This window comes from Domibacillus indicus, from assembly GCF_023715895.1.
GTDB lineage: Bacteria > Bacillota > Bacilli > Bacillales > Domibacillaceae > Domibacillus > Domibacillus indicus_A.
Map to the genome: position 1 here is coordinate 23081 of NZ_JAMBOO010000003.1, position 17921 is coordinate 41001.

General features: G+C 44.4%; 15 protein-coding genes and 1 pseudogene. 4 read left to right on the plus strand and 12 right to left on the minus strand.

Annotation, left to right across the window (positions count from 1 at the left end; genetic code table 11):
• Positions 1 to 367 precede the first annotated feature (367 nt).
• From ppdK to pdhA, 7 genes are all read right to left on the minus strand, one after another.
• A complete protein-coding gene (gene ppdK / locus M3221_RS06400) occupies positions 368 to 3031 on the minus strand; it encodes a pyruvate, phosphate dikinase (RefSeq protein ID WP_251270676.1) in 2664 nt (887 codons plus the stop codon).
• Complete coding sequence (locus M3221_RS06405) at positions 3031 to 3849, minus strand: pyruvate, water dikinase regulatory protein (RefSeq protein WP_251270677.1); 819 nt, start codon at positions 3847 to 3849, stop codon at positions 3031 to 3033. The genes ppdK and M3221_RS06405 overlap by 1 nt, the downstream gene beginning before the upstream one ends.
• A gap of 185 nt (positions 3850 to 4034) precedes the next feature.
• On the minus strand, positions 4035 to 5012 hold the full coding sequence (locus tag M3221_RS06410) for a sugar-binding transcriptional regulator (RefSeq protein WP_251270679.1): 978 nt from the start codon (positions 5010 to 5012) through the stop codon (positions 4035 to 4037).
• A 60-nt stretch (positions 5013 to 5072) separates the two neighbouring features.
• Positions 5073 to 6467 (minus strand): dihydrolipoyl dehydrogenase, encoded by a 1395-nt coding sequence (gene lpdA / locus M3221_RS06415; RefSeq protein ID WP_251271108.1) that lies wholly within the window; start codon positions 6465 to 6467, stop codon positions 5073 to 5075.
• 9 nt (positions 6468 to 6476) lie between these two features.
• Positions 6477 to 7811, minus strand: a complete 1335-nt coding sequence (locus M3221_RS06420; protein WP_251270680.1) for a dihydrolipoamide acetyltransferase family protein — start codon at positions 7809 to 7811, stop codon at positions 6477 to 6479.
• A gap of 15 nt (positions 7812 to 7826) precedes the next feature.
• Positions 7827 to 8834 carry an alpha-ketoacid dehydrogenase subunit beta gene (locus tag M3221_RS06425; protein WP_251270681.1) on the minus strand — a complete coding sequence of 336 codons (1008 nt, stop codon included), beginning with the start codon at positions 8832 to 8834 and terminating at the stop codon, positions 7827 to 7829.
• Between the two features lie 19 nt (positions 8835 to 8853).
• On the minus strand, positions 8854 to 9837 hold the full coding sequence (gene pdhA, locus M3221_RS06430; RefSeq protein WP_251270683.1) for a pyruvate dehydrogenase (acetyl-transferring) E1 component subunit alpha: 984 nt from the start codon (positions 9835 to 9837) through the stop codon (positions 8854 to 8856).
• Between the two features lie 613 nt (positions 9838 to 10450).
• Between pdhA and M3221_RS06435 the strand changes: the two genes are divergently transcribed.
• The 4 genes and pseudogenes from M3221_RS06435 to M3221_RS06450 form a co-directional block, all read left to right on the plus strand.
• Positions 10451 to 10732 carry a hypothetical protein gene (locus M3221_RS06435; protein ID WP_251270688.1) on the plus strand — a complete coding sequence of 94 codons (282 nt, stop codon included), beginning with the start codon at positions 10451 to 10453 and terminating at the stop codon, positions 10730 to 10732.
• Positions 10733 to 10859: 127 nt separating this feature from the next.
• On the plus strand, positions 10860 to 11573 hold the full coding sequence (locus M3221_RS06440) for a CoA transferase subunit A (protein ID WP_396120257.1): 714 nt from the start codon (positions 10860 to 10862) through the stop codon (positions 11571 to 11573).
• 23 nt (positions 11574 to 11596) lie between these two features.
• The gene (locus M3221_RS06445; RefSeq protein WP_251270690.1) at positions 11597 to 12250 is read left to right on the plus strand and encodes a CoA transferase subunit B; all 654 of its coding nucleotides are present in this window, start codon (positions 11597 to 11599) and stop codon (positions 12248 to 12250) included.
• Between the two features lie 51 nt (positions 12251 to 12301).
• A pseudogene (locus M3221_RS06450) lies at positions 12302 to 12792 on the plus strand (thiolase family protein); the annotation flags it as partial.
• 179 nt (positions 12793 to 12971) lie between these two features.
• Here M3221_RS06450 and M3221_RS06455 read toward each other — a convergent pair.
• The 5 genes from M3221_RS06455 to M3221_RS06475 are packed head-to-tail and all read right to left on the minus strand — an operon-like array spanning position 12972 to position 17912.
• Positions 12972 to 14516 (minus strand): acyl-CoA carboxylase subunit beta, encoded by a 1545-nt coding sequence (locus M3221_RS06455; protein WP_251270692.1) that lies wholly within the window; start codon positions 14514 to 14516, stop codon positions 12972 to 12974.
• Positions 14517 to 14546: 30 nt separating this feature from the next.
• Positions 14547 to 15329, minus strand: a complete 783-nt coding sequence (locus tag M3221_RS06460; protein WP_251270694.1) for an enoyl-CoA hydratase — start codon at positions 15327 to 15329, stop codon at positions 14547 to 14549.
• 40 nt (positions 15330 to 15369) lie between these two features.
• Complete coding sequence (locus M3221_RS06465; protein ID WP_251270700.1) at positions 15370 to 16272, minus strand: hydroxymethylglutaryl-CoA lyase; 903 nt, start codon at positions 16270 to 16272, stop codon at positions 15370 to 15372.
• Between the two features lie 44 nt (positions 16273 to 16316).
• Positions 16317 to 16529: an acetyl-CoA carboxylase biotin carboxyl carrier protein subunit gene (locus M3221_RS06470; RefSeq protein WP_251270701.1), complete on the minus strand. Its 213-nt coding sequence runs from the start codon at positions 16527 to 16529 to the stop codon at positions 16317 to 16319.
• A gap of 36 nt (positions 16530 to 16565) precedes the next feature.
• Entirely contained in the window at positions 16566 to 17912 is a 1347-nt protein-coding gene (locus tag M3221_RS06475; protein WP_251270702.1) for an acetyl-CoA carboxylase biotin carboxylase subunit, read from the minus strand.
• Positions 17913 to 17921: the final 9 nt, after the last annotated feature.

The window sequence follows — 17921 nt, forward strand, 5'->3', positions numbered from 1 at the left end:
TTCTACACAAAAAACAAAACGCTTCTTAAAACATTTGTAAACAATCTGAACAATTGTTTTAATGATTGTATAATAGACAGAATTATTAGTCAATTATAAAAACAATTTATTTGTTGCGGAAATAAAGTCTAAAATCTTAATAAAAGAATATAATCCCTTCAGTAAATTTGAATTTATTCCCATAAACATTTTTCAATAATCAATAAAATTGTTCTGAAAATATTGAAATTAAAAAATATAACAAACAGTTTCCATTTTGGTTAAATAAAAAAGCTGACCTTTGCAATTTTGTCGCAAAGGTCAGCTTTTTAAGTGGATTTATGAAAGTCAGATAATAAAGTTAAGTAGCTATATCTTTTTCAGTTTTTTATACAACTAGCTCGCTATTACGTTTCTCATGTTTAATTGCAGCTTGGGCTGCAGCGAGACGCGCAAGCGGAACCCGGTATGGCGAACAGCTTACATAATCCAAACCTTGCAGGTAACAAAATTCAATTGAACTTTTTTCTCCTCCATGTTCGCCGCAAATACCTGTTTTTAAAGCTGGTTTCGTTTTTCTTCCCAGCTCTACTCCCATTTTGACAAGCTGCCCCACACCTTCTTGATCTAGAACGGCAAACGGATTTTCCGGCAGGATTTTTTCGTCTACATAGCTTTTTAAGAATTTACCTTCGGCGTCGTCACGGCTAAAGCCAAAAGTCGTCTGGGTTAAGTCATTTGTTCCAAAGGAGAAAAAGTCCGCCACTTCTGCAATTTGATCAGCTGTAAGAGCTGCGCGTGGAATTTCAATCATTGTGCCGATTGTAAAATCAATCTGAATTCCTGTTTCCTGCTGTATTTGAGAAGCTGTAGCTATAACGGTCTGGCGCATCAGTTTAAGTTCATTCACATGGCCGACAAGAGGAATCATAATTTCTGGCTTCACCGCAGTTCCTTTTTTAACCAGTTCTGTTGCTGCGTAAAAAATGGCTTCTGCCTGCATTTGATAGATTTCAGGATGAATAATACCGAGACGGCAGCCGCGATGGCCCAGCATTGGATTTGATTCGTCTAATTGTTTCACTTTTTTCAATAAAAACTCTGTCTCTTTTAATTCTGGAGACTCTGGCTCTGTCAGCTGCAGCTTCGCTGCTTCTGCGATTAACTGCTCTTTATCTGGAAGAAACTCGTGTAATGGCGGATCTAGCAGCCGGATGGTAACCGGGAGCTCCTGCATGACTTCAAAAATCCCTTCAAAATCACTTTGCTGCATTGGCAATAGTTTTTCTAATGCATTTTTCCTTTCTTCCTCTGTTTGAGCAAGAATCATTTCTTGTACAATAGGAACCCGCTTTGCATCCATAAACATATGCTCTGTGCGGCATAAGCCGATGCCGCCTGCACCAAATTCGAGTGCTTTTTGCGTATCTTCCGGATTATCCGCATTTGCCCGCACACCCAGCGTTCTTTCCTGGTCTGCCCAAGAAAGCAAAAGTTCAAACTCTTCTGAAAGTTCCGGATCGATCATTGGAATTTCTCCCTGTATCACTTCACCTGTTCCACCATCCATTGTAATAACATCGAGATGCTTAATAATAATATCCCCGATTTGAAACTGCTTTTTCTTAACATCGATTTTTAAAGACTCACATCCACAAATACAGGCTTTCCCCATTCCTCTGGCTACAACAGCCGCATGACTTGTCATGCCGCCCCGGCTCGTCACAACTCCTTCTGAAGCAATAATGCCATGGATGTCATCCGGTGTGGTTTCGGGACGAACGAGAATGACCTTTTCCCCTTGATTCTTTAACGTTTCCGCTTCATCAGGATCAAACACCACTTTTCCGGTTGCAGCTCCCGGTGAGGCCGGCAGTCCCTGTGCAAGAACCGTTTTTTCATATTGATCATCGATTCTGCGATGAAGCAGCTGATTTAACTGTTCTGGTTCTACCCGCAGAATAGCTTCTCTTATATCAATAACACCTTCTTGGACCATCTCTACAGCAATTCGGATAGCTGCCTGTGCGGTACGTTTTCCATTTCGAGTCTGAAGAATAAACAATTTTCCACGTTCCACTGTAAACTCAATATCCTGCATGTCTTTATAATGAGACTCAAGACGGCGGCACATGCCTGTAAACTCTTCAAAAACATCCGGCATATCATCTTTGAGCGTTTGAATTGGGTGAGGCGTGCGGATTCCGGCGACTACATCCTCTCCTTGAGCATTGATTAGATACTCCCCGTAGAGAAGCGGCTCCCCTGTAGATGGATTTCGGGTAAAAGCGACCCCGGTTCCAGAATCTTCTCCCATATTCCCAAAAACCATGCTTTGAATATTAACAGCTGTGCCATGATGGTCCGGGATTTTATTCAAACGGCGGTAAATAATCGCCCGCTGGTTATTCCAGGAATCAAATACAGCGTTTATGGCCAAGAAAAGCTGCTCCATAGGGTTCTGTGGAAAATCTTGTTTCGTATGCTTCTTGACAATTTTCTTGTAACCATCAATCACTTCTTTCCAATCTTCAGCGGTTAGTTCAGGATCGGAATGATAGCCTTTTTGTTCTCTTACCTCGTCTAGATACTGCTCGAAGTAAAAGACATCCACTTCTAAAACAACATTACAAAACATTTGAATAAAACGGCGGTATGAATCATAAGCAAAACGAGGATTATTTGTTAATTCTGCTATTGCTTCAACAGTCAGGTCATTCATGCCAAGATTCAGGACTGTGTCCATCATCCCTGGCATAGAAAATACAGAACCTGAGCGTACAGATACAAGCAGAGGGTTTAAATGATCTCCAAGTTTTTTACCGGTTCTTTCTTCAAGGCGGCGCAAGGAGGCAAGCACTTCATCTTTTACTTCATCCTGAATGGTTTTTCCCGCTTCATAATAAGCGTTGCAGGCTTGTGTAGAAATCGTAAACCCATAAGGAACTGGCAGACCAATATTCGTCATTTCGGCCAGATTGGCCCCTTTTCCGCCTAGAATTTCTTTCATTCCACTATGCCCTTCATCAAACATATACACCATTCTTCTCATCATTGAAAACTCCTCTCCATATTTAGTATCTCAATCACATCGTTTGCCGTTTCCTCAATCGCTTTATTAGACACATTGATGATTGGGCAGCCAACCCGCTTCATAATTTTTTCAGCGTAGTCTAGTTCTTCTAGGATACGGTCGAACCGTGCATAACTGGAATCCTGCTGCAGGCCAAGCTTTTTTAAGCGTTCCTTACGAATCACATTTAAGCTGTCAGGAGTAATAACAAGGCCTACACACTTATTTTTTGGAATACTAAAAAGTTCAACGGGTGCAGTAACTTCGGGAACGAGAGGGATATTCGCCACTTTGTACCCTTTATACGCCAGATACATCGAAAGCGGTGTTTTAGATGTACGGGATACACCAATCAAGACAATATCCGCCTTTAAAATCCCTTCGACATCACGGGCATCATCGTATTTTACAGCGAACTCAATGGCTTCTACCTTCTGAAAATAGCGTTCGTCCAATTTTCTCATTAAACCAGGTTCGTGAATGGGTGCCCTCTGAAACGTTGTTGCAAAGGCATTCATTAATGGATGAAGCAGATCCACCGCTAAAATATTCTCTTCTTCAGCCCGCTTATTTAAATAACTTCTCAGCGAGTCTATTACGATTGTGTAGGCAATAATGGAATTATTTTGTTTGGCTTCCTTAATGACGTTTTCTATATCAGAGACTTCATCGACATAAGAATTTTGACGTATTTCAAGCTCTTCTCCGACAAATTGAGTAGCAACCGCCCTTACAACAAATTCAGCCGTTTCGCCAACAGAGTCCGATAAAAGATAAACGGTTGCCTTTTTGCTCATATGACTTCACCTCTGTGTTTATCCTTCTTGTTTAATGCATCTCTATCTATACATTTTAAGAGAGCAGTTTAACTTGTTGCTTTTCAGTGGGCCTAACAAAAAAGATTCAACATTATAATTGTTTTTAATATTCTGACTTAATGAAATAGAGATCGTCTCCTCATTAAAGCAAGAGCATATTTGGCTTACTTGAAGCTTTTTTCACCTTGCTTTAACTTTGTTTCCTCTAAAACTTTTACGGCAGACGGCTCATCAATAACTAAGACATCAATCAATCCTGCTTTTAGAACGCCTATAATACTATCTTTTTTAAAAGTACCTTCTGTTATGGCAATTACAAGAGGGATTCTTTTTAGTTGTTCTAAAGAAAGGCCTACTACTTTTTCATTTAATGGATGATTGACTGCTTTTCCGCTCTTATCAAAAAAACGAAATCCAATGTCACCAACCGCTCCAGCTTTACAAAGCTCATTTAGATCATCGTTTTGTAAATATCCAACTTTCTGTAGTGTTGATTCATACAACGGATTTCCAATGCCAATAACGGCTACTTCTGTGCTTGCGCCTTCTTCCAATACAGAACGGATGTCGGAAAGTTGCAAAAATTTTTCTTTCATTTCAGCTGACTCCATAATAGCTGGTGCATAAAGGTAAGAACATATTCCCTGCATCTTTTTTGACAGTTCGTAAGCAAGATGATTTGAATGGATCTCTATATGGTTGCGGCCAATTCCGCCTTCCAGAGGGACAATTTTTATATTTTCTCTTTTATCCAAAGGGTACTGCTGCACCATTTGGGCTAGAGTTGTTCCCCAGGAGATCCCTAACCTGCTTATATTTCTCACTCGCCTTGAAACATAATTTGCACCCGCTAATGCTACCGCTGCTTTTATTGTTTCTGAATTAGTCGTGTTAACAGGGACTACTACCGCCTCTTTAATACCGTATTCTTCTTCAAGTTGCCGTTCCAGCTCTACTGTATGAACCGCTTCATCTCGAATGGAAACTTTAACAATTCCATATTCTTTTGCTCTGTGAAGAGTTCTTGCCACAATAGGCCGCGACATACCAATTTTCTTAGAGATCTGCGCTTGAGTCCAGCCTCCCTGATAATAAAGCTCAGCCACCTTAACCATAAGGCGTTTCTCTTCTTTTTCAGTCATCTTGTCTGAGGTTGCCTCCCCTCTGGGAAAACAGGAGGCCCGTTTGCTGGCCCCTGTGTATTAATTCTTTTGCTCTTTGCGCAACTTGTTGACAACATGAACTGCCGCTTCAAAAAATGTTTCCGAGATCGTTGGGTGCGGATGAATCATTTTGGCTGCTTCATCCACTGTGCCTTCTAAATACATAAAGGCAGAGGCCTCAGAGATCATTTCCGTTACGTGCGGGCCGGCCATCACCACACCGATGATTTCACCGTACTTCGCTTCGTAAATGATCTTCGTAAATCCTTCCGGCTCGCCGGCTGCCAGCGCTTTGCCGCTTCCGGCAAAATCAAATTTTTCAACCCGTACGTCTATCCCCTGCGCTTTTGCTTCGTCTTCTGTTAAGCCAACCCCCGCAATTTCCGGCAGTGTATAAATACAGCGCGGCATCACTTTGTAGTCGATTACATCCGGTACGCCGGCTGCATTATTTGCCGCGACGACTCCTTCCGCGCTTGCCGCGTGGGCCAGCTGCCAGCCGCCGATTACATCGCCGACCGCGTAAACGTTGGGACTGCTCGTTTCCATTCGCTCGTTTACAGCGATAAACGGCCCGTTCATGTCCAGGTTCAGCTCACCGGATGCAGATACATTCGGCCGTCTTCCTGTGCTGACAAGCAGTGTATCAGCTTCCACCTCAAACTCTTTTTCTTTCGCATCCACACAGGTGACGATTTTAATCCCGTTTTCTTCCCGCACCGACTGCACTTTCGCTTTTGTTTGAACCGCGACGCCTTTTTTCTTCAGCGCTTTCGTTAACAGCTTGGCTGCTTCTGCATCCTCTGTCGGTACAATTCGATCCGCTGCTTCCACAATCGTGACCTTTGACTTGAGAGAAGCGAAGATGCAGGCAAATTCTACACCGATCACCCCTCCGCCGATAATGACGACGGACTTTGGAATTTCCGGAATATCAAAAATCGTGTCACTCGTATCAAAGTGGACTGAGTCAAGGCCGGGAATTGGCGGCACAGCCGGCGTTGAACCAGTCGCAACAATAACTTTCTTCGCCAGCATCGTTTCTTCACCGGATTCCGTTTTGACCACGACAAGCCCGCCTTCTTTCACCGTGCCGAAGCCGTTATAAACATCGATTTTGCCCTGTTTCAGCAAAAATGCAATGCCGCCGCGCAGCCGTTCAATCACGTCATTTTTCCGCTTTTTCATTTTATCGAACGAAAGCGTCATTTCCCCGGTTTCAATACCCCAGTTCTTTGCTTTTTCGATCGATTCTATGATTTCTGCATGCTTGAGCAGCGTTTTAGACGGAATGCAGCCGCGGTTTAAGCATGTGCCGCCTAAAAAATCTGGTTCTACTAATGCTGTCCTTTTGCCAAGCTCCGCTGCATGAAGCGCCGCGACATACCCACCCGGTCCGCCTCCTACAACGACAATATCGTATGATGTCATCAGTTACACTCCTTATACAAGCAGCTCATATGGATTTTCTAAAATGTCTTTCAGCTCCGTTAAAAAGGCGGCTGCCGGTGCTCCATCAATCACACGGTGGTCAAATGACAAGCTGAGTGTCATCATCGGCCGGATTTCAAGCGCTCCGTTTACCGCAACTGGCTTGTCCTGCATCCGTCCTACGCCTAAGATGGCGCTTTCCGGCTGATTAATGACCGGCGTAAACATATCAACGGCATACATACCAACATTGCTGATCGTAAACGTGGACCCTTTCATTTGATCAGGGAGCAGCTTATTTTCACGCGCCCGCTGGCTGATTTCTTTTGCATCCTGTGTCAGCTCCGCCAGCCCCTTAGCGAGCACATCTTTAATGACCGGCACCATTAAGCCGTCCGCCACCGCTACGGCAAGGCCAAGGTGAACGTGGCCGTGCTGGACGATTTCATCGCCTTCAAGCGATACGTTGATTTCTGGATGCCGTGCTAGAGCTGCGGCTGTTGCTTTCATTAAAATTTCTGTGTATGACAAGCGGAAGCCCGTCTGCTTTTCCACAATCGGCAGAAGCGATGCACGCAGTTCTTTTACTTTTGTCATATCAATCTCGCTCGTCATCGTGACGTGAGGTGCTGTCTGCTTGCTCTGTACCATACGTTCAGCGATCACTTTACGCATACCCGACATTTTTTTGCGCGTCGATGTATCCGCAGCAGGCACTGTTGTGCGTTTGGCGGAAATCACATCCTGCTTCACGACTTTGCCATTGGCGCCGCTTCCCTGCACAGTGGACAAATCGACACCTTCTCCTGCCGCAACCTTGCGGGCAAGCGGTGTTGCTTTCGCCTCAGCCGGACTGCCCTCTGTGTGAGCGGTTACGTCTTTTTTATGCACGCGTCCGTTCGGGCCGCTTCCCTGTACCTCACGAAGCTCGATTCCTTCTGTCCGGGCAAGATGCCGGGCAGCTGGGGTTGCCCGCGGTTTTTCACCATCCGCCAGTGTCTGCGCTGTTGATGCTTCGGCTGGCTGTGCAGCAGTCGATGCTTCAGCTGGGGCGTCTTCTTCTTGCTCCGAACCAGATACACCCGGTGCTTCTTGTGGCACAGCTTCTCCTTCGGTTCCAATGTAGCCGATTACATGATTGACCGGCACCTGGTCATCTTCCCCGAAATATCGCTTTAATAAAATGCCTTCGTCATATGACTCTACTTCAATATTGATTTTGTCCGTCATAATTTCAAAAAGCGGCTCGCCAATGTCGACGCTGTCTCCCTCTTCCTTAAACCATTGAAGGAGGGTTCCCGTTTCCATTGTGCTGCTCAGCTTTGGCATAAAAATTTCTTTCGCCATCGTTCTCCCTCCTTCTTACTTGTTTTTCACCGTTTCTTTTACAGCCGCAATAATATCCGGCACCTGCGGTGTTGCCGCTTTTTCAAGTGTCGGGTTGTACGGAATTGGCACTGCCAATCCGCCCAGGCGCTTGATCGGCGCGTCTAGGTAGTCAAATGCTTCACTTTCCGCAATCATACTAGCAATTTCCCCGCCAATACCGCCACGCTTCACCGCTTCATGGGCCACAATAAGGCGTCCCGTTTTCTTGACAGACTCAATAATGGTTTCTTCATCGAGCGGCACAATCGTGCGCGGATCGATAACTTCAACACTGATGCCTTCTTTTTCGAGCTCTGCGGCTGCTTCAAGCGCTTTATGAACCATAATCGCTGTTGCGACAATCGTTACGTCTGTTCCTTCCCGCTTTACGTCAGCTTTTCCGAGCGGAATAGAGTATTGTTCTTCCGGCACGTGACCAGATGTTCTGTATAGCAATTTATGTTCGTAGAAAACAACTGGGTTATCATCATCCATCGCTGCTTTTAGAAGTCCTTTTACATCGTAAGCTGTAGAAGGCTGGACCACTTTCAATCCTGGAATGTGCGCCATCCACGCTTCTAAGCTTTGCGAGTGCTGGGCAGCCGCGCCTGTTCCAGACCCAGCCGGTGTGCGAAGCACCATTGGCACTTTTCCTTTACCGCCAAACATATAACGTGTTTTCGCGGCCTGGTTGACCATCTGGTCCATGGCAATTGTAATAAAGTCCGAGAATTGCAGTTCCAAAATCGGACGCATACCCGTCAAAGCCGCCCCAACCGCTGCACCGGAAATCGCCGCTTCTGAAATCGGTGTATTGCGCACACGCTCCGGACCAAACTCTTCAATCATGCCGCGCGTGACACCGAATGCACCGCCGTATACTCCTATATCTTCTCCAAGAATAAATACATCGCTGTTTTGGCGCATTTCCTGGCTCATCGCTTCTCGAACGGCTTCTAAATACGTAATCTCTCTTGTTTTTTCCGCTGTTGTCGTTGTCATCTTTATCGTCCCTCCTATTTTACGCGTACACGTCTTCTTCTAAAGTATCAATCGATGGTTCTGGGCTCGCTTCCGCAAAACGTACCGCTTCTTCAATTTCCTGATTGGCTTCTTTCTGCAAGGTTTTCGCCTCTTCTTCGGTGAAGACACCCGCTTCGATCAGCGTTTCCTTAAAACGTTTAATACCGTCTTTCGCTCTCCACTCATTTTCTTCCTCACGCGTACGGTATTTTTTCGCATCGCTTTTTGAGTGGCCTTTCCAGCGGTATGTTTTCATTTCAATCAATGTCGGTCCGTTGCCCTCACGTGCATTTTGAACCGCCGCGTCTACCGTATTCATAATGTCAATCATGTCGCAGCCATCAACGATTTTACCTGGAATCCCGTAACCCGCCGCGCGGTCCGCAATGTTTTCTACACGTGTCATATCTTTGACAGGGCCGGACATGCCGTACTGATTGTTTTCACAAATAAACACAACTGGCAAATCCCAAATAGCCGCAAGGTTGACGGCTTCATGAAAGCTTCCTTCATTGGACGCCCCGTCTCCAAAGAAGCAGAGTACTACATAATCCTCATTTCTCATTTTGGATGTTAAGGCTGCTCCAACTGCAAGTGGAATGCCGCCGCCTACGATCCCGTTCGCACCCAAGTTGCCTTTTTCTACGTCAGCAATATGCATCGAGCCGCCTTTCCCTTTACAGTAACCGGTTTCACGTCCAAAAAGCTCAGCCATCATTTTATTGACGTCGCCTTCTTTAGAAATACAGTGCCCATGGCCACGATGAGTAGAAACAATTTTGTCTCTCGATTCAAGTACGGCGATCGATCCAGCCGCTGATGCTTCCTGTCCGACGCAAAGGTGCGTTGTCCCGTGAATAAGCCCCTTTGCAAAAAACTGGTCTACTTTTTCGTCAAAGTAGCGGATCAGCCACATTTCTTTATACAAATCTTTTAGTTTTTCATCCGTGATCGAAGTAGGCAGCTTTAGTTTTGTTACCATGATTAATCCTCCCTTTACTTTTGTTCAGTCGTGTTACATTTGTAAAAATCTTATACTGTATGTGTGATTAAGTCAAGGTATTTAGATGATTTATCCTTATTTTTTATCTTTTTTATTACTTGTGTTCAAATAAAGAACAAAAGTCAGGATAGTTTTTAAATCTGAATTATTAATACTCTATTTTTGGGAAGAGCAAAACAATTATAAATAGAAATATTCTCTTCTTATCCAAAGGTTGTTTAGCTTAACAAGAGAACAAGTAGGGAATTTTCAGATATATTTCTGAAAAAGTAAACCAACTGCTCCTCAGAGAAGTGGATAAATTATCTATCAAGACGAACCTACTTTCCCTGTGTGAACCTGAAAAAACTGGCCAGTTGGTTTGGAAAACCAATGCAATTGGATTGAGCAGGACTGCCCAAACGTAAAAAAGACAAAGTAGCTCTCAAACCAAAGATTTGAGAGCTACTTTGTCTACAGTCTGTGATGCTTTTAATAGCATCTCACTTTGACTGCGAGTTATGATCCCGCTTTAATCTTGATTGTGCTACTCTTGACAGGAAGATGGTCTTCCCAGCGCTTTTCTTCTCCTTTCATTCCCGAAGCAAGACTTATGCGCAATGACTTAGGAGCCTGGTACTTTATTGTGCCGGGAACTGAGATGATACACTCAACTACATGGAAGGGATCTCTACACAGGTTAACACCTCACTATTCCATTGAAATGGGCAAGCGCAGCACGAAGCCTGGATATGCGGTGCTTAATCTGCCGGCAGTTTATTCCCTCACCTATCAAGTGTTGGATCTGCTTTATCAGCAGGTTCCAGTGGCCAACAAAGTCTGCGTGCTCGAATTCACACTTATTTGTGCTTGGAAAGGCAATCTACACATATAATTATGCGGTCACTCCAGGAATGGAATGGCCCACTCACCTCCGCGTGATTTGATGTTGACTGTTATCCCTATAGCTATAGATTAATGAAAAATAACGCTCAAGTTATGCCTTGAGCGGAGCGAAAGGAATGGCCATAATTATGAAATCAAGTAAGCTATTCAATTCTTTTACGAAAGCGGTTTCAGACATTCAGGACGGCTCCACATTAATTGTCGGCGGCTTCGGATTATGCGGGATTCCCGAATGCTCCATTCAGGCTTTAAAAGAACAAGGCACAAAGAACTTAACCGTTGTCAGCAACAATTGCGGTGTGGATGACTGGGGGCTGGGTCTTCTTTTGGCAAACAGGCAGATTAAAAAAATCGTTTCCTCTTATGTAGGTGAAAATAAAATCTTTGAACAGCAGTATTTAAGCGGCGAACTGGAAGTAGAGCTGACACCACAGGGAACACTTGCAGAGCGGATAAGAGCAGGCGGAGCTGGCATTCCTGGATTTTATACAGCCACAGGCATTGGAACACCGGTCGCCGAAGGCAAAGAAACGAAGGAATTTGACGGGAAAACTTATCTGCTGGAACGGGGAATTGTCGGGGACTTTGCGCTTGTAAAAGCCTGGAAAGCAGATACGCTGGGCAACCTTGTTTATCGGAAAACATCCCGCAATTTCAACCCCCTGGCTGCGATGGCTGGGAAAATTACCATCGCTGAAGTGGAGGAAATTGTAGAGGCCGGTGAGCTGGATCCTGATGAAATTCATACACCAGGTATTTTTGTACAGCGCCTCCTCCTCGGCAACGGCTACGAAAAACGAATTGAGCGGCGGACAGTTGTCCACGCATAACTGGAGAAAAGGAGTGAATAGAAATGAAAGATACACGTTCAACAATTGTGAAAAGAGCCGTACAAGAGATTAAAGATGGCATGAACGTCAACCTGGGCATTGGCATGCCGACCCTGATTGCCAACGAGATACCGGACAATATTAATGTGCTGCTGCAGTCAGAAAACGGATTGCTTGGCATTGGCCCCTACCCGCTTGCAGGCGAGGAAGACGCGGATTTGATCAATGCAGGAAAAGAAACGATTACGACTGTTCCAGGCTCCTCCTTTTTTGACAGTGCTGAGTCCTTTGCCATGATCCGCGGAGGCCATATTGACCTTGCCATTCTCGGCGGAATGGAAGTGTCCCAAAATGGGGATCTGGCCAACTGGATGATTCCAGGCAAAATGGTAAAAGGAATGGGAGGTGCCATGGATCTTGTCAATGGCGCAAAACGGGTCGTTGTGATCATGGAGCATATGAATAAACATGGTGAATCAAAAATCAAAAAAGAATGCTCCCTCCCCCTTACCGGCCAAAAAGTAGTACACCGCCTGATTACCGATCTTGCCGTTTTTGATTTTACACCCGAAGGCATGGTTCTTATGGAAACAGCCAGCGATATTACAGTAGAAGAAGTGAAAGAGAAAACAGAGGCTTCCTTTACCGTTTCCCCTTCTCTTTCGGAGGTGCAATAAGATGACAAAAACAGTAATCATCGACGGTGCGCGGACACCTATAGGCAAATTCTACGGTCTGCTTTTGGCAAAGACGGAACGATTACTGCAGGAAATGTCCTTGGTGTTAACGACGGAGCCGCTGCACTCGTTTTAATGAGCGACACACGTGCTGAAAAAGAAGGCAAAAAGGTTCTGATTATGATCATTGCCCACGCGGAAATAGCGGTTGAAGCCGAAAAATCCCCACAGACCCCGGTCTTGTCATTAATGAAATACTAAAGAAAACAGGTAAATCTGTCGAAGATATTGACCTTTATGAAATCAATGAAGCCCTCGCTGCTGTAGCGCTTGCGAGCAATAAAATAGCTGAAGTGGATCCCGAAAAGGTAAACGTAAATGGCGGCGCCGTTGCATTCGGACATCCAAACGGTGCGAGCGGAGCCCGGATTATTTTGACACTAGCGTACGAACTGAAACATCGCGGCGGCGGGATTGGCATCGCAGCCATCTGTTCGGGAAGCGTCCAGGGTGATGCGATCATGGTTGAAATAGCTAGATAAATTGGATACAACAACAATGAAAGCAGCCGAACGGCTGCTTTCTCACTAGATGTATTCTACTTTTAATCAGGTTTATTTTATATAATGAAGAAGAAACAAAACAACATTGATTTAACGCAAGTGAACGAAATTTAATAAATGTTATTTTAAAAATAATTTTTATATAAATAATACATAAGTCAAACCGGATACACCGGATGCTTTCGTTCAGAAAAGGTAACATACTTTGATGAATATGCCTCAAACCGAGTTACTAACTCTTCGCGTAACGAATTAGCCGGAACAACCCCATCGATAACCATTTCAGAGGCTAGTCTATAAATATCAATATCCTGCTTATATTCCTCCCGTTTCTGTTCAATAAAAGAGGTCCGTTCATTTTCCGGTAACTCGGCAATTTTATTGGCATATACGGCATTTACCGCAGCCTCTGGTCCCATAACCGCAATTTGAGCTGTGGGCAGAGCAAGACAACAATCTGGTTCAAACGCAGGTCCGCACATGGCATAGAGTCCTGCTCCGTATGCTTTACGGACGATAACTGATATTTTAGGTACAGTCGCTTCTGACATAGCCGAAATCATTTTTGCACCATGGCGAATGATACCTGCACGTTCTACCTTGGTACCGATCATAAAACCAGGTACATCAACGAGAAACAGAAGTGGAATATGAAATGCATCACAAAGGGTGATAAATTTAGCTGCCTTATCCGCTGTATCATGAAATAGTACTCCGCCCTTAACTCGCGGCTGATTGGCTATGATACCGACCGGCTTTCCATCCATTCGGGCTAAACCTGTAATAAGTTCACTGGCAAAGAGCTTCTTGATCTCGAAAAATGACCCTTCGTCAATTACTCCATTGATAAGATCATACATGTTAAATGGAGTGTTCTGGTTGGATGGGATGAGCTCTTCTAACGTTTTCTCGAAATGCTTAGGCGCTAAAGCTTCCTGAACAGGCGGTTTTTCAGAAAAATTAGCAGGAAAATAAGAGAGATAATCTCGAGCCATCGCAATAGCTTCTTCTTCAGTATTAGCTAGCACATCTCCGCATCCTGAAACTGAACAATGCATGCGGGCACCGCCCATCTCTTCTAACGTGACTTTTTCTCCAATAACCATTTCTGCCATCCTCGGAGATCCAAGATACATGGAGGCATTTCCGTCCACCATGATAACAATGTCACAAAATGCAGGGATGTAAGCTCCACCTGCAGCTGACGGACCAAACAAGATGCAGATTTGTGGTATTTTACCTGAAAGTTTAACTTGATTATAAAAAATCCGGCCAGCTCCGCGGCGCCCAGGAAACATCTCTACTTGATCCGTAATACGCGCCCCTGCAGAATCTACAAGATAGATGAGCGGTACATTCAATTTTTCAGCCGTTTCTTGAATCCTTATAATTTTTTCTACGGTCCGCGCTCCCCAAGAGCCCGCTTTTATAGTCGAATCATTAGCCATCACACAGACAATCTGTCCATTGATCTTCCCCATCGCTGTCACTACACCATCAGCAGGTAGATCTTTTGCTAAGCAGTTTGCAAATAAGGCATCCTCCACCCCCGGCCCCTGATCAAACAATAGCTTTAAGTGGTCACGAACAAACAGCTTGCCCCGTTCCTGATTTTTCTGATGGTATTTAAGTGCTCCACCTTTTTGAATCTGTTCCATTCTTTCCTGTAACGTTTGCTGCATCGGTTTCGCATCAGATGACATTGTTTTTCCTCCTCTTTTGAACTTTCCATATTATTCTCCAATAAATACGGGAGGTCTTTTTTCCTTGAAAGCTTGTATGCCTTCTAACCGATCTTTTGTAGGAATGGTTAATTCATAAGCATGTTGTTCAATGGAAAGCCCGGTACTCAAATCTACGTTCATTCCCTTATCTATGGAGAACTTCGCCTGAGCAATAGCAATGGGAGCATTCAAAACGATTTGATTGGCTATACTTAATGCTTTATCCAGAAGTGAGTCTGCCGGTGTTACATACTCGATTAACCCAATCTCCCGTGCTTCTCTGGCATCAACCCGTCTAGCAGTGAAAATGAGCTCTTTGGCTCGCCCTTTTCCAACCAATCGCGGCAATCGTTGTGTTCCGCCTGCACCCGGAATAATTCCAAGCGAGGTCTCTGTAAGGCCGAACTTTGCTGTTTCTGAAGCAATCCGGATGTCACAAGCCAGTGCCAATTCCATTCCTCCTCCCAAAGCGACTCCGTTCAGGACTGCGATGACTGGTTGTGGCAAAGCCTCTAACTCATTAATGCTTTCACGAATTAGAGAAACAGTTTTACGTACCTGACTTAGATCCATTCCGGCCCGTTCTTTTAAATCTGCTCCTGCGCAAAAGATCTTCTCCCCGGCTCCAGTGATTAGTACGCAGCGCACTGACGGATCAAATTTACATGCAGTAATTGCTTCTCGAAGTTCGCACAACATTTGTATCGATAATGCGTTAGCAGCTTCTGGACGGTTTAAAGTAATGAGGGTAATGCCATTTGCTACTGTTGAAACCACTACAGCTTTATCCACTTCTTTCTCCCTCCTATACGAAGATTGATTAACCTGTGGCCTATTTATTTATGCCGCAGGCTTGCAGACTTCGGCTAGGTAAAGGCCTTCCTATCTTATCCTGAATAAAACGCGAGGCAGAGAGTAGTTTTTCCTGATCCACTCCTGTGTGAATCCCCATACCGTTCAGCATATAAAGAAAATCATCTGTAGATACATTGCCAGATGCCCCAGGTGCGTATGGACATCCTCCCAGTCCGCCAAGGGAGGCATCGAATGAGGTTATTCCCATATCTAACGATACTAGGATATTAGCTAAAGCTGTACCACGAGTGTCATGGAAGTGTAGAGCAAATTTATCTGAAGGAAAACGCTTTAACAAGACCTCTAACACTTCTTGTACTTGCTTCGGATTTGCTGTGCCGATGGTATCACCAAGTGACAACTCTCCAATTCCCATCTCAAACAACGTTTCTGAAACCTTAATGACCTTCTCTATATGAACGGTGCCCTCATAAGGGCATCCAAATACTGTGGAAATATATCCTCGAGTAGACTTTCCTACTGAGAGTGATTGTTGTACCACTTCTCTTAAAATAGGAAATGTATCCTCAATGGATTTGTTAATATTTTTTTGATTATGTGTTTCACTGGCTGACATAAATACAGCTGCCTCATCAATGTTGGATTCCAGCGCCCGTTCCAACCCTTTACGATTCGGAACAAGAGCTGTATAAACGACACCCGGCATTCGCGTGATACCTTTTGCCACCTCCGCAGCATCAGACAGGGCAGGGATCCACTTTGGATTAACAAAGGAAGTAATCTCAATATATTTCAATCCAGTGGAAGACAATTGATTGATCCAAGCAATTTTATCCTCCGTCGAAACAAAAACCTTCTCATTTTGTAACCCATCCCGCGGCCCTACCTCTTTTATCGTTACACTTGCTGGCCAATTCATCGCTATCCCTCACTTCATCCCACTCAAAATCTTTTTATGGAATTTTATTCAAACTCAACTAGCACGTCTCCTTCATTAACAAAATCCCCTTCATTGACTTTTATTTCTTTGACAGTCCCATTAAATTCAGCTCCAATTGGAATCTCCATCTTCATTGATTCTAAGATAACCACATCCTGCCCTTCTTCTACCTGATCCCCAGTTTTCACAAGAATCTTCCATACAGTCCCTGCCATGTTTGCTAACAATTTACTCACGTTTATTCCCCCCTATTTGTCGCGGTTCATTGCGGTTTATTGGTTTCCTTGTAAATACTTCGCCACAAAGCTGGTTGTGGTATCTCCTGCACGGAATGCCGGGTGCGCGGCAACTTTTTGTAACATTGAAATATTTGTTTTAATCCCCTCAACTTGATAATGGGCTAGCGCTTCCTGCAAACAGTCAATCGCCTCATCGCGATTCTTGCCTTTTACCACAAGCTTTGCAATCATCGGGTCATAAAAAGGCGTAACGACCGATTGACCATGTACAGCTAATTCATGCCGGACCCCCGGACCTTCAGGTAAGGATAATTTCGTAATAGTTCCTGGAGATGGAAAAAACGTTTTAGGATCCTCTGCATAGATTCTTACCTCAATCGCATGTCCCTCACGTTTAACATCATCCTGTGCAAAACCTAGTGAATCTCCCGCTGCAATCCGAAGCTGCTCAGCAACCAAATCCAATCCAGTAATTTCTTCTGTGACCGGATGCTCTACTTGCAGACGGGTATTCATTTCAAGAAAGTAGAAGTTCTTATTTTCATCAACTAAAAACTCAATCGTCCCAGCATTCCGGTACTTGATTGATTGGGCCGCTTTTACTGCTGCTTCTCCCATTTTGCTGCGAGTAACTTCATCTAGAAACGATGATGGTGCTTCCTCGACTACTTTCTGATTGCGGCGCTGTATCGAACATTCACGTTCCCATAAGTAAACGGTATCCCCAAATCCATCAGCCAGGATTTGAATCTCAATATGCCTTGGATTTTCTATATATTTCTCTATATACATTGCACCATCACCAAAAAAATCTGTCGCTCGTTTTTGGTTTCCAGCAAATGCTTTGTGAAGCTCATCCGCATTACCAACAATTTGCATTCCAATACCGCCTCCACCGGCTGAGGCTTTAAGCATAACCGGGTACCCCATACGGTCGGCTACCCGCACCGCTTCTTCCGTATCTGCTAATGGATATGCTATTCCCGGAACGATGGGGATGCCCGATTCTTCCATTACTTTCCTCGATTCAATTTTGCTGCCCATCCGAGAAATTACTTCAGAGGAAGGACCGATAAATACAAGCCCCTCTTCCTCACAACGGCGGGCAAATTTCGTATTTTCTGAGAGAAGACCATATCCGGGATGAATTGCCTCTGCTTTAGAAAATCGGGCAATTTCTAAAATTTTATCGATGTTTAAATAGCTTTCTGCTATCCTTGATCCTCCAAGCAAGTAAGCCTCATCTGCCATTTTCACATGTGGTGCCTCCATATCGGCTTCCGAGTAAACTCCAACCGTAGCAATACCTAACGACTTACATGTTCGCATAACCCGAGCTGCGATTTCTCCTCGATTAGCAATCAAAACCTTTTTAAACATACTTTGCCT

What these genes read in the sequence shown, in the direction of transcription:
- M3221_RS06455 (WP_251270692.1), bottom strand. Translation starts at nt 14,516, where the DNA reads ATGTCATCTGATGCGAAACCGATGCAGCAAACGTTACAGGAAAGAATG.
- M3221_RS06465 (WP_251270700.1), bottom strand. Translation starts at nt 16,272, where the DNA reads ATGAATTGGCCAGCAAGTGTAACGATAAAAGAGGTAGGGCCGCGGGAT.
- M3221_RS06440 (WP_396120257.1), top strand. Translation starts at nt 10,860, where the DNA reads ATGGCCATAATTATGAAATCAAGTAAGCTATTCAATTCTTTTACGAAA.
- M3221_RS06410 (WP_251270679.1), bottom strand. Translation starts at nt 5,012, where the DNA reads ATGACTGAAAAAGAAGAGAAACGCCTTATGGTTAAGGTGGCTGAGCTT.
- ppdK (WP_251270676.1), bottom strand. Translation starts at nt 3,031, where the DNA reads ATGAGAAGAATGGTGTATATGTTTGATGAAGGGCATAGTGGAATGAAA.
- M3221_RS06475 (WP_251270702.1), bottom strand. Translation starts at nt 17,912, where the DNA reads ATGTTTAAAAAGGTTTTGATTGCTAATCGAGGAGAAATCGCAGCTCGG.
- M3221_RS06405 (WP_251270677.1), bottom strand. Translation starts at nt 3,849, where the DNA reads ATGAGCAAAAAGGCAACCGTTTATCTTTTATCGGACTCTGTTGGCGAA.
- M3221_RS06420 (WP_251270680.1), bottom strand. Translation starts at nt 7,811, where the DNA reads ATGGCGAAAGAAATTTTTATGCCAAAGCTGAGCAGCACAATGGAAACG.
- pdhA (WP_251270683.1), bottom strand. Translation starts at nt 9,837, where the DNA reads ATGGTAACAAAACTAAAGCTGCCTACTTCGATCACGGATGAAAAACTA.
- M3221_RS06425 (WP_251270681.1), bottom strand. Translation starts at nt 8,834, where the DNA reads ATGACAACGACAACAGCGGAAAAAACAAGAGAGATTACGTATTTAGAA.
- M3221_RS06435 (WP_251270688.1), top strand. Translation starts at nt 10,451, where the DNA reads ATGCGCAATGACTTAGGAGCCTGGTACTTTATTGTGCCGGGAACTGAG.
- M3221_RS06445 (WP_251270690.1), top strand. Translation starts at nt 11,597, where the DNA reads ATGAAAGATACACGTTCAACAATTGTGAAAAGAGCCGTACAAGAGATT.